Genomic DNA, 11,884 nt, shown 5'->3' with positions numbered 1-11,884 from the left:
TAGGCGGGCACACAGACACACACTTCCTCCGCCGAGTGGCCACCTATTGCACCAGAGATGCCCGTGCACGTGCGACAAGTGGCCACTCGCAGCGGTCGGCGCACGAAAAAGGCCCCCGCTCGAAAGCGGGGGCCCTTCTCGTACTGACAACTAGCGGTCGGCCTTACCGATAGTCGCTGTATCCGTAATCGTCCAGTGGCACCGCAGCACCGGTGGCCGCACCGAAGTCCGGGCTGTAGTACTGATCCTCGTAGGACGGAATCGTGTACGCCGCAGCGCGGGCCTCTTCGGTCGGCTGCACCTGGATGTCGCGGTAACGGGCGATACCGGTACCGGCCGGGATCAACTTACCGATGATCACGTTCTCCTTCAGACCCTGCAGCTTGTCGCTGCGGCAGTTGATCGCCGCATCGGTAAGCACGCGAGTGGTCTCCTGGAACGACGCCGCCGACAGCCACGAATCCGTGGCCAGCGATGCCTTGGTGATACCCATCAGCACCGGACGTCCGGCCGCGGGCTCGCCGCCCTCGGCCACGACGCGACGGTTCGCGGTCTCGAACTCGGCACGCTCGGTCAGCGAACCGGGCAGGAACTCCGTCGCACCCGAATCGATGATCGTGACGCGACGCAGCATCTGCCGGACGATGACCTCGATGTGCTTGTCGTGGATCGACACGCCCTGGGCCCGGTAGACCTCCTGGACCTCCTTGACGAGGTGGATCTGCACCTCGCGGGGGCCCTGGACACGCAGCACCTCGTGCGGATCGGCGGAGCCTTCCATCAGCTGGTCGCCGACCTCGACGTGGTCACCGTCGGACAGCACGCCTTCGGAGCCGTCCTCGTGGGTGAGCACACGCAGCCGCTGGCGCTTGGAGAGCTTCTCGTAGACAACTTCCTCGCCACCGTCGTCGGGGACGATGGTGATCTTGAAGAACTTGTCGCTCTCCTCCAGCCGGACCCGGCCCGCGACGTCGGCGATGGGCGCCTTGTTCCGCGGAATACGGGCCTCGAACAGCTCCTGCACGCGAGGCAGACCACCGACGATGTCGGCGCCACCGGTAACACCACCCTGGTGGAAGGTACGCATGGTCAGCTGGGTACCGGGCTCACCGATGGACTGGGCGGCGACGATGCCGACGGCCTCGCCGATGTCGACCAGCTTGCCGGTGGCCATCGAGCGGCCGTAGCACTTGGCACACACGCCGGAGGCCGAGGCACAGGTCAGCACGGAGCGGACCTTCACCTGGGCGACGCCGGCAGCCAGCAGCGCGTCGATGGCCGGGTCACCCAGGTCATGGCCGCGCTCGATGACGACGTTGCCCTTGTCATCGACTGCATCGGTGGCCAGGGTGCGGGCGAACGCCGAGGTCTCGACGTGCGCATCGCGGATCAGCGAACCATCGGGACCGCGCTCGGCCAGCGTGACGACGATGCCGCGCTCGGTCTCGCAGTCGGTCTCGCGGACGATGACGTCCTGCGACACGTCCACCAGACGACGGGTCAGGTAGCCCGAGTCGGCGGTACGCAGAGCGGTGTCGGCCAGACCCTTACGGGCACCGTGGGTGTTGATGAAGTACTCCAACACCGTCAAGCCTTCGCGGAACGAGGACTTGATCGGGCGAGGGATGAACTCACCCTTCGGGTTGGTCACCAGACCCTTCATGCCGGCCAGGGTGCGGGTCTGGGTGAGGTTACCCGTGGCGCCGGACTTCACGATCGTGATGATCGGGTTGTCGGCCGGGTAGTACTCCTCCATCGCCTTACCGACCTCTTCGGTGGCGTCCTGCCAGATCTTGACCAACGACTCGTTGCGCTCGTTGTGGTTCAGCGCGCCGCGCTGGTACTTGCGCTCGATCGCCTCGGCCTCGGCCTCGTGCCGCTCCAGGATCTCCTGCTTCTGCGGCGGCACCAGAACGTCGGCCATCGAGACCGTGACACCCGAACGGGTGGCCCAGTGGAAGCCGGCGTCCTTGAGCTTGTCGACGGTCTGCGCCACCACGATCATCGGGAAGCGCTCGGCCAGATCGTTGATGATCCGGGCCTGGACCTTCTTGTGCATCTGCTCGTTGACGAACGGGTAGCCCTTGGGCAGCAGCTCGTTGAAGAGCACCCGGCCCAGCGTGGTCTCCGCGGTCCAGGCGTCGCCCGGCTTCCAGCCACCGTGCTCGGAGGAGCCGAAAAGTGCAGCCTCGACGGCGGCCGGCGGACGCTGCTGCGTCAACCGCACCTTGATCTTGGCGCGCACCGACAGAGCACCGCGGTCCAGCGCCATGATCGCCTCGGCGGGCGAGCTGTACACGCCCTGCTCCGCACGATCCTTGGCGGCGGCCACGTACTCGCCGGGGTCGCCGGCGACCTCGGTGGTCAGGAAGTACAGACCGGTCACCATGTCCAGACGCGGCATGGCCAGCGGCTTACCCGACGCCGGGGACAGGATGTTGTTCGAGGACAGCATCAGGATGCGGGCCTCGGCCTGAGCCTCTGCCGACAGCGGCAGGTGCACGGCCATCTGGTCACCGTCGAAGTCGGCGTTGAACGCCTCACACACCAGCGGGTGCAGCTGGATGGCCTTGCCTTCGACCAGCTGCGGCTCGAAGGCCTGGATACCCAGGCGGTGCAGCGTAGGTGCACGGTTCAGCAACACCGGGTGCTCGGCGATGACCTCTTCGAGGACATCCCACACCTGGGGACGCTGACGTTCCACCATGCGCTTGGCGCTCTTGATGTTCTGCGCGTGGTTCAGGTCGACCAGACGCTTCATCACAAACGGCTTGAACAGCTCCAGGGCCATCAGCTTGGGCAGACCGCACTGGTGCAGCTTGAGCTGCGGGCCGACCACGATGACCGAACGGCCCGAGTAGTCGACGCGCTTACCCAGCAGGTTCTGACGGAAGCGACCCTGCTTGCCCTTGAGCAGATCGGACAGCGACTTGAGCGGACGGTTGCCCGGTCCGGTGACCGGCCGGCCACGACGGCCGTTGTCGAACAGCGCGTCCACCGACTCCTGAAGCATGCGCTTCTCGTTGTTGACGATGATCTCGGGCGCGCCGAGGTCGATCAGTCGCTTGAGCCGGTTGTTGCGGTTGATCACGCGGCGGTACAGGTCGTTCAGGTCGGAGGTGGCGAAGCGGCCACCGTCGAGCTGAACCATCGGACGCAGCTCCGGCGGGATCACCGGCACGGCGTCGAGCACCATGCCCAGCGGGGAGTTACCCGACTGCTGGAAGGCCGCGACGACCTTCAGTCGCTTGAGGGCGCGCAGCTTCTTCTGGCCCTTGCCGTTCTTGATGGTGTCGCGCAGCGACTCGGCCTCGGCCTCGATGTCGAAGGTCTCGATGAGCTTCTTGATCGACTCCGCACCCATGGCACCGGTGAAGTACTCGCCGTAGCGGTCCTGCAGCTCGCGGTACAGAACTTCGTCCACGATGAGCTGCTTGGGGGCCAGCTTGGTGAAGGTGGTCCAGATCTCGTCGAGCCGGTCCAGCTCACGCTGGGCCCGGTCGCGGAGCTGACGCATCTCACGCTCGCCGCCGTCGCGCACCTTGCGGCGCACGTCGGACTTGGCACCCTCGGCCTCGAGCTCGGCCAGGTCGGCCTCGAGCTTCTGGGCCCGGGCCTCCAGGTCGGCGTCGCGCTGATCCTCGACGGCCTTGCGCTCGACGGCCATCTCGGCCTCGAGCGTCGACAGCTCGTTGTGGCGCATCTCGTCGTCGACCGCGGTGATCACGTAGGCCGCGAAGTAGATGATCTTTTCCAGATCCTTCGGGGCCAGGTCGAGCAGGTAGCCCAACCGGGACGGAACACCCTTGAAGTACCAGATGTGCGTGACGGGTGCGGCCAGCTCGATGTGGCCCATCCGCTCACGACGCACCTTGGCCCGGGTCACCTCGACGCCGCAGCGCTCACAGATGATGCCCTTGAACCGGACGCGCTTGTACTTACCGCAGTAGCACTCCCAGTCGCGAGTCGGTCCGAAGATCTTCTCGCAGAACAGGCCGTCCTTCTCAGGCTTCAGCGTGCGGTAGTTGATGGTCTCCGGCTTCTTGACCTCGCCGAAGGACCAGTTACGGATGTCGTCCGCAGTGGCGAGGCCGATGCGGAGTTCATCGAAGAAGTTGACGTCTAGCACGTAACTCCCTTTCCCCTTTCGGGACTAGAAAACAACTCAGGCGAGATCTTCGACAGAGGCGGACTCGTTGCGCGACAGGTTGATACCGAGGTTGGCAGCGGCACGCTCCAGGTCCTCGTCGTCACCGTCACGCATTTCGATCGCCGCGCCGTCGCTGGAGAGCACCTCAACGTTGAGGCACAGCGACTGCAGCTCCTTGAGAAGCACCTTGAACGACTCGGGGATACCGGGTTCAGGGATGTTCTCGCCCTTGACGATGGCCTCGTACACCTTCACGCGGCCGACCGTGTCGTCGGACTTGATGGTCAGCAGCTCCTGCAGGGTGTAGGCAGCGCCGTACGCCTGCATGGCCCAACATTCCATCTCACCGAATCGCTGACCACCGAACTGCGCCTTACCACCGAGCGGCTGCTGGGTGATCATCGAGTACGGGCCGGTGGAGCGGGCGTGAATCTTGTCGTCCACCAGGTGGTGCAGCTTGAGGATGTACATGTAGCCGACCGTCACCGGGTACGGGAACGGTTCGCCACTGCGGCCGTCGAACAACGTCGCCTTGCCGTCGGCATTCACCATGACGTCGCCGTCACGGTTGGGCAGCGTCGAGCCGAGCAGGCCGGCCAGTTCCTCTTCGCGGGCGCCGTCGAACACCGGGGTGCTGACGATGCTGTCGACCGGGGCCGAGTGCAGACCATCGGGCAGCCTGCTCGCCCACTCCGGCGTTCCCTCGGCCACATCGATGTTCCAGCCGGCCTTGGCCACCCACCCGAGGTGGGTTTCCAGGATCTGGCCGATGTTCATACGACGCGGCACACCGTGGGTGTTCAGGATGATGTCCACCGGGGTGCCGTCGGGCATGAACGGCATGTCCTCGACGGGCAGGATCTTGCCGATGACGCCCTTGTTGCCGTGGCGTCCGGCGAGCTTGTCGCCGTCGGAGATCTTGCGCTTCTGGGCCACGTAGACGCGGACCAGCTCGTTGACGCCGGCGGGCAGCTCGTCGTCGTCCTCGCGCGAGAACACGCGGATGCCGATGACCTTGCCGGACTCACCGTGGGGCACCTTCAGCGACGTGTCGCGAACCTCGCGGGCCTTCTCACCGAAGATGGCACGCAGCAGGCGCTCTTCCGGGGTCAGCTCGGTCTCACCCTTCGGGGTGACCTTGCCGACCAGGATGTCGCCGTCGCGGACCTCGGCGCCGATGCGGACGATGCCGCGCTCGTCGAGATCGGCCAGCACCTCATCGGAGACGTTCGGGATGTCCCGGGTGATCTCCTCGGCGCCCAGCTTGGTGTCGCGGGCATCGATCTCGTGCTCTTCGATGTGAATCGAGGTGAGCACGTCCTCTTCGACCAGACGGTTCGAGAGGATGATCGCGTCCTCGTAGTTGTGACCCTCCCACGGCATGATCGCCACGAGCAGGTTCTTGCCCAGGGCCATCTCACCGTTCTCGGTGCAGGGACCGTCGGCAACGACCTGGCCGGCCTCGACACGCTGCCCGGCGTCCACGATCGGACGCTGGTTGGCGCAGGTGCCGTGGTTGGACCGGGCGAACTTGCGCATCCGGTAGGTGTGCCGGGAACCGTCGTCGGCCATCACGGTGATGTAGTCGGCCGAGACCTCCTCGACGACGCCCGCCTTCTCCGAGACGATGACGTCGCCGGCGTCGATCGCGGCGCGCAGCTCCATACCGGTACCGACCAGCGGGGCCTCGCTGCGTACCAGCGGAACTGCCTGGCGCTGCATGTTGGCACCCATCAGGGCACGGTTGGCGTCGTCGTGCTCGAGGAACGGGATCATCGCGGTCGCGACAGACACCATCTGGCGCGGCGAGACGTCCATGTAGTCGACGTCGGACGGGGCCACGTTCTCGACCTCGCCACCCTTACGGCGAACCATCACGCGGTCCTCGGTGAAGCGACCGTCGGTGTCGATCGGCGAGTTGGCCTGCGCCACGACGTGGCGGTCCTCCTCGTCGGCGGTCAGGTAGTCGATCTGGTCGGAGACCACACCGTCGTTGACCTTGCGGTAAGGCGTCTCGATGAAGCCGAACGGGTTGACCCGGGCGTACACCGACAGCGAGCCGATCAGACCGATGTTCGGACCCTCAGGGGTCTCGATCGGGCACATGCGGCCGTAGTGGCTGGAGTGCACGTCACGGACCTCAAGGCCGGCGCGCTCACGGGACAGACCGCCGGGGCCCAGCGCCGACAGGCGACGCTTGTGGGTCAGACCCGACAGCGGGTTGTTCTGGTCCATGAACTGCGACAGCTGCGACGTTCCGAAGAACTCCTTGATCGCCGCCACGACGGGACGGATGTTGATCAGGGTCTGCGGCGTGATCGCCTCGACGTCCTGAGTGGTCATGCGCTCACGCACGACACGCTCCATGCGGGACAGGCCGACCCGGATCTGGTTCTGGATCAGCTCACCCACGGTGCGCAGACGACGGTTGCCGAAGTGGTCGATGTCGTCGACCTCGACGGGAACCTCGACCCCACCGGGGACGGTCATCGAGGTCTGGCCCTCGTGCAGACGCACCAGGTACTCGATGGTGGCGACGACGTCTTCCTCGGTGAGGGTCGACGACGTGATCGGCTGGCCGGCGTTCAGGCCCAGCTTCTTGTTGACCTTGTAGCGACCGACGCGGGCCAGGTCGTAGCGCTTCTCCTTGAAGAACAGGTTCTCCAGCAGGGTCTGCGCGGACTCCTTGGTCGGCGGCTCGCCCGGACGCAGCTTCCGGTAGATGTCCAGCAGCGCCTCGTCGGGACCAGCGGTGCTGTCCTTCTCGAGGGTGCCCATCATGATCTCGGAGAAGCCGAAGCGCTCGGTGATCTGCTCGCTGGTCCAGCCCAGCGCCTTCAGCAGCACGGTGACCGGCTGACGACGCTTGCGGTCGATACGGACGCCGACGGTGTCGCGCTTGTCGACGTCGAACTCCAGCCACGCACCGCGGCCCGGGATCACCTTGACGCTGTGCAGCGTCTTTTCGGTGGACTTGTCGATGCTCTCGTCGAAGTACACACCGGGAGAGCGCACGAGCTGGCTCACCACGACACGCTCGGTGCCGTTGATGATGAAGGTGCCCTTCTCGGTCATCATCGGGAAGTCACCCATGAAGACCGTCTGGCTCTTGATCTCACCGGTGTTGTTGTTGATGAACTCGGCCGTGACGAACAGCGGAGCCGCGTACGTCATGTCCTTGTCTTTGCACTCGTCGACCGGCGCCTTGACCTCGTCGAAGCGCGGGTCGGAGAAGCTCAGCGACATCGAGCCCGAGAAGTCCTCGATCGGCGAGAGCTCTTCGAGCACCTCTTCGAGACCACCCTTGGGGTCGGTCTCGCCGCGATCGACGGCCTTCTGGCGCCAGCCGTCCGCTCCGACGAGCCAGTCGAAGGAATCCGTCTGAACGTCGAGTAGCCCCGGAACCTCAAGCGGTTCGCGGAGCTTGGCAAATGAAACTCGGTTCGGTGCTCCTGGGACGGAGTTATTGGTGTTAGCGTTCGCTGTGCTCTGGCTAGAGACTGCCAAGATGCATCCTTCCAGCACCTCATGCGACTTTTGAAAGGGCCAGCAAGAGCCGTCCTTCTGGGCCGCGATTCTGCGTCGGTTCGGCTGGCTTTGACCTGTCCAGAACCCCATACGCACGGCACAGGACTAGATACTGAGCAACGCTCAGGCTAGAACAGTATGTGCAGATCAGGTGAGGGTGGGCAGGGTGCAGCCAGCGCAACGTCCAACGATAGCGCAAGACGGCGCATTCCTCAACCACCACACATCCACTGCATGAATTGGGTCACCCGGCGCTGGCTGGCGTCCACTAAACCCTTCACACATGCTGCCCAACAGATTGGCCTGTCCATGGCCTTCCGTCAAGAGGTGACGCGCGGTTTGATGCGCCCAACTCTGCCCCGGATCCGCAGCTCGCGCAACGGTTGAACCGGCGTTATCTTGTCCGCGGGTCACGCCGCGCCGAATTGCGCGAGCAGCCCTGATGCGACATCCGCCGGGACCAACCGCTCCGGGATGACCAGGCCTGTTCCCAAACCCCGCGCCGAGACGTGAAATACGTGGTGAGCGTGCCAGATTCGCTCGATACCCGCCAGCTTCAGGATCTGCAAATGGCCTCCCAGACGCACCCCGATCTGCTGCGGACCGAACTCGGCGGCGATCGGCGCTCCGGGCGGAACCAACTGACGGAATTTCGCCGGCGTGGCGAAGTACACCACGTACGTGAGCGCACCGACGGCCGCGATCAGCAGCACAGCGGCGCGGAGCACCGAAGACGCGGTCAGCTCCCCGTCCTCGACGTACGAATAGCCGAGCACCGCCAGCGGTACCAGGATCGCGAGTGCGAGCGCCAACCGCGTCACGACACTGCGCTTGACCGCGGCGCCCAGTTGGCCGGCCAAACCGGCGTCGGCAATGTCCCTGGTGCGGGTCACCCCGTCGGGACCCGTCCGCTGCCTCGCACCGGGCGTCGCGTCCGGATACGACGGAACCACCCGACGAGGCCCTTTGAAGGTGGACAGCAACGTGGCGGCGATGTCCGGCGGTACGAGTTCGTCGGGGATCAGCAGTTCGATGTCACCGACGCCCTGCACGACGAGGACCGAGTCAACACGCCGGACCCGAAGCACCTGGTCGAGGTAGAGCGCATTGAAGTGCTCCGACCAGCCGACACCGATGGCCTCCGGCCTGAACTCGGCCCACATGGCGGTGCCGGCAGGCAGCTTGAGCGCCCAACTCCGGGGTCCTGCGAGAACGAGCAGGCCGAACCCGAACACGGTGAAGATCCCGACCCCCATGGCGACCGCGAACACCAGCCCGTACAGGAGATAAGGGAGATTCTCGCCCGAGAACGGTACGCGGGCGGACAGAACGACGAGGATGGGGACGACCACGGTCACCAGGGCCAAAACGACCCACAGCCAGTGTTTGGAGAGGTATTCGGCGCGCGCCAGCTGGTTGGTCATGTGCCCGTGCGCGACGCCGTGCGCCCGGGTGACGCCACCGCCCAATTTCTCGAATCGGGTGGGGCGGCCCCGCTGCGGGTGCATTCGGCTCCTGCTCTCTCACGACACAAATCAGGCCGGACCCGATGGGTCCGGCCTGATTGTCAAAACTCAGCTCTGGTGAGGAACCTCGATGGCCCCGGTGGGGGCGTCGTCCTCGACCGGGCGGTGGTGGCGCGCGGTGGGCTCGTCGCCGAACTCGTGCACCGGCAGTTTGTGCGTGCCCTCAAGGTCATCGAGGATCGCGGCCTGCGCAGCCGGCGGCAGGGTGTGCAGGATCTCGCGCACGCGGGCCTGGCGGCGGGCCACACCCTTGCGCTCGGGCATACCGGGAGTGGCCGACAGCTGCGGCGGCACACCCTCGATCTCCTCGACACCGCCGTCGTGCTGACCGGCATCCAGCATGGCCTGCTCGGCGGCCGCGGTCGCCTCGTCCTTCTCCTCCGACATACCGATCGGGCCGATACGGCGTCCGTTGAGGAACTGCTTGACGACGGGCTCTTCGCTGGTCAGCAGCACCTCGCGGGGGCCGAACATGACCAGCTGCTTACGGAAGAGCATGCCGATGTTGTCCGGCACGGTCCGGGCGATGTTGATGTTGTGCGTCACGATCAGCACCGTGGCGTCGATCTGCGCATTGATGTCGATCAACAGCTGGGACAGATACGCGGTACGCACCGGGTCCAGACCGGAGTCCGGCTCGTCGCACAGGATGATCTGCGGGTCGAGCACCAGGGCACGGGCCAGGCCGGCACGCTTGCGCATACCACCGGAGATCTCACCGGGGAACTTGTGCCCATCGTTGGGCATACCGACGAGCTCGAGCTTCTCCATCACGATGTTGCGGATTTCGCTCTCGCTCTTCTTCGTGTGCTCGCGCAACGGGAAGGCGGTGTTGTCGTAGATGTTCATCGAGCCGAACAGCGCGCCGTCCTGGAACAGCACACCGAACAGGGTGCGGATCTCGTAGAGCTCCTTGGCCGAGCACTCCAGGATGTTGGTGCCGTCGATGACGATCGAGCCACGCTCGGGGCGCAGCAGGCCGATCAGGGACTTCAGGAACACTGACTTGCCGGTACCCGACGGGCCCAGCAACACGCTGACCTCACCCTCGGGAATCGACATCGTGACGTCTTCCCAAATCTTTGACGATCCAAAAGATTTGCTCAGTCCCGTCACGTCGATTTGGACGCCCATCAAAGATCCTTCCGCCTACGGCTCACCCCGCCACCTGCTGCGCCTGTGGCTTGAGTCACCATAGCGCACGGTGCATCGCACACACATGGTTGTCTCCCAATATTCGGGAGTACCCGGGCTCCATACGAACCAATCGTGATCATCCAAGCAAAGAACCCCCGAATCCGTCGGGATTCGGGGGTTCTTGCGGTCCGGGTTTGGACTACTTGACGCTGACGCTGGCGCCGGCGGCCTCGAGCTTGCTCTTGGCGTCCTCGGCGGCTTCCTTGGTGACCTTCTCCAGCAGCGGCTTGGGGGCGCTGTCGACCAGGTCCTTGGCTTCCTTCAGACCCAGGCCGGAGACGATCTCGCGGACGACCTTGATGACGCCGATCTTCTTGTCGCCGGCACCCTCGAGGATGACGTCGAACTCGGACTGCTCCTCGGCTGCCTCGGCGGCGGCCGGGGCGGCACCCGCGGCGGCAACGGCGACCGGGGCGGCAGCGGTGACCTCGAAGACCTCTTCGAACTGCTTCACGAACTCAGAGAGCTCCAGCAGGGTCATTTCCTTGAACGCGTCGAGCAGTTCGTCGGTGGACAGCTTGGCCATGTTTATGGTCCTTCCTGATTTTTCTTACAGATGTTGGGTGGTTTGTGCGGTTGCGATTGCTGAGCGGAAGCGGCTACTAGGCAGCGTCGCTGGCAGCCTTCTTCTCCTGCAGCGCCGCCGCGAGGCGGGCAACCTGAGAAGCGGGCGCGTTGAACAGGCCTGCGGCCTTGGACAGGTTGCCCTTCATGGCACCTGCCAGCTTGGCGAGCAGAACCTCGCGCGACTCGAGGTCGGCGATCTTCTCGACCTCGGCGACGGACAGCGCCTTGCCGTCCATGAAGCCGCCCTTGATGACGAGCGCCTTGTTGTCCTTGGCGAACTTCTTGATCGCCTTGGCGGCGTCAACGGGCTCACCCTGGACGAACGCGATCGCCGTGGGACCGGCGAACAGCTCGTCGAGACCTTCAATGCCGGCTTCGGAAGCGGCGCGCTTCACCAGAGTGTTCTTGGCGACGGTGTACGTGGCGGAGTCGCCGAGGGAACGACGCAGCTCAGCCAGGTTCGCCACAGTCAGCCCGCGGTACTCGGTGACGACGGTGGCCGTCGACGCCTTGAACTGCTCAGCAATGTCGGCAACCGCCGTGGCTTTGTCAGCCTTGGCCATGCATGCCTCCTTGTGGTGGGTATCGGGCGCTCCACCAACTTGGGGCCGTGAAATGACGAACGCCCCGACGCAGACAGGTCGGGGCGCAGAAATAACCAATACAAAACTGGTCTAGCCTCGTCCTCCTGCGTGGGCCGCCGGGACATTTCCCGGACCTTCAACCTATTGCTAGGTGACCGACGGTCTTCGGTGGAACCCGACCAGAGTAGCCGAACACTCACCAATCAGCCAAAACGCGCTCCCGTTTGCCCCTTCTGCACCGCGAGCATTGCTCCTATGTCAAGCGGCGGCGGGTTGGGGGTCGTTGAGGCGTGCTTGTTCGTCGGTATGGAGTCGGCGGTAGACGATGCGGG

Annotated in this window: 6 protein-coding genes; all 6 read right to left on the bottom strand. The window is 64.9% G+C overall.

Annotation, left to right across the window (positions count from 1 at the left end):
- Window positions 1-163: 163 nt before the first annotated feature.
- The 6 genes from AC4ELS_RS21300 to rplJ all read right to left on the bottom strand — a co-directional run bounded on the left by AC4ELS_RS21300 (window position 164) and on the right by rplJ (window position 11,531).
- Window positions 164-4,129: a DNA-directed RNA polymerase subunit beta' gene (locus AC4ELS_RS21300; RefSeq protein ID WP_498885574.1), complete on the bottom strand. Its 3,966-nt coding sequence runs from the start codon at window positions 4,127-4,129 to the stop codon at window positions 164-166.
- A gap of 36 nt (window positions 4,130-4,165) precedes the next feature.
- A complete protein-coding gene (gene rpoB / locus AC4ELS_RS21295; protein ID WP_064886325.1) occupies window positions 4,166-7,675 on the bottom strand; it encodes a DNA-directed RNA polymerase subunit beta in 3,510 nt (1,169 codons plus the stop codon).
- Between the two features lie 413 nt (window positions 7,676-8,088).
- Window positions 8,089-9,186: a hypothetical protein gene (locus AC4ELS_RS21290; RefSeq protein WP_499049176.1), complete on the bottom strand. Its 1,098-nt coding sequence runs from the start codon at window positions 9,184-9,186 to the stop codon at window positions 8,089-8,091.
- A gap of 66 nt (window positions 9,187-9,252) precedes the next feature.
- Window positions 9,253-10,338, bottom strand: a complete 1,086-nt coding sequence (locus tag AC4ELS_RS21285; protein ID WP_448448206.1) for an ABC transporter ATP-binding protein — start codon at window positions 10,336-10,338, stop codon at window positions 9,253-9,255.
- Between the two features lie 202 nt (window positions 10,339-10,540).
- Complete coding sequence (gene rplL / locus AC4ELS_RS21280; RefSeq protein ID WP_064886328.1) at window positions 10,541-10,927, bottom strand: 50S ribosomal protein L7/L12; 387 nt, start codon at window positions 10,925-10,927, stop codon at window positions 10,541-10,543.
- A gap of 76 nt (window positions 10,928-11,003) precedes the next feature.
- Complete coding sequence (gene rplJ / locus AC4ELS_RS21275) at window positions 11,004-11,531, bottom strand: 50S ribosomal protein L10 (RefSeq protein WP_064886329.1); 528 nt, start codon at window positions 11,529-11,531, stop codon at window positions 11,004-11,006.
- Between the last annotated feature and the right edge of the window lie 353 nt (window positions 11,532-11,884).

Source organism: Mycobacterium shunyiense (assembly GCF_058270035.1).
The sequence above is the reverse complement of the archived record's forward strand: the minus strand, read 5'-3'. Positions and strand labels throughout refer to the sequence as shown.

Coding starts and splice junctions, on each gene's coding strand:
- AC4ELS_RS21290 (WP_499049176.1), bottom strand. CDS start 9,186: ATGCACCCGCAGCGGGGCCGCCCCACCCGATTCGAGAAATTGGGCGGT.
- AC4ELS_RS21285 (WP_448448206.1), bottom strand. CDS start 10,338: ATGGGCGTCCAAATCGACGTGACGGGACTGAGCAAATCTTTTGGATCG.
- rplL (WP_064886328.1), bottom strand. CDS start 10,927: ATGGCCAAGCTGTCCACCGACGAACTGCTCGACGCGTTCAAGGAAATG.
- rplJ (WP_064886329.1), bottom strand. CDS start 11,531: ATGGCCAAGGCTGACAAAGCCACGGCGGTTGCCGACATTGCTGAGCAG.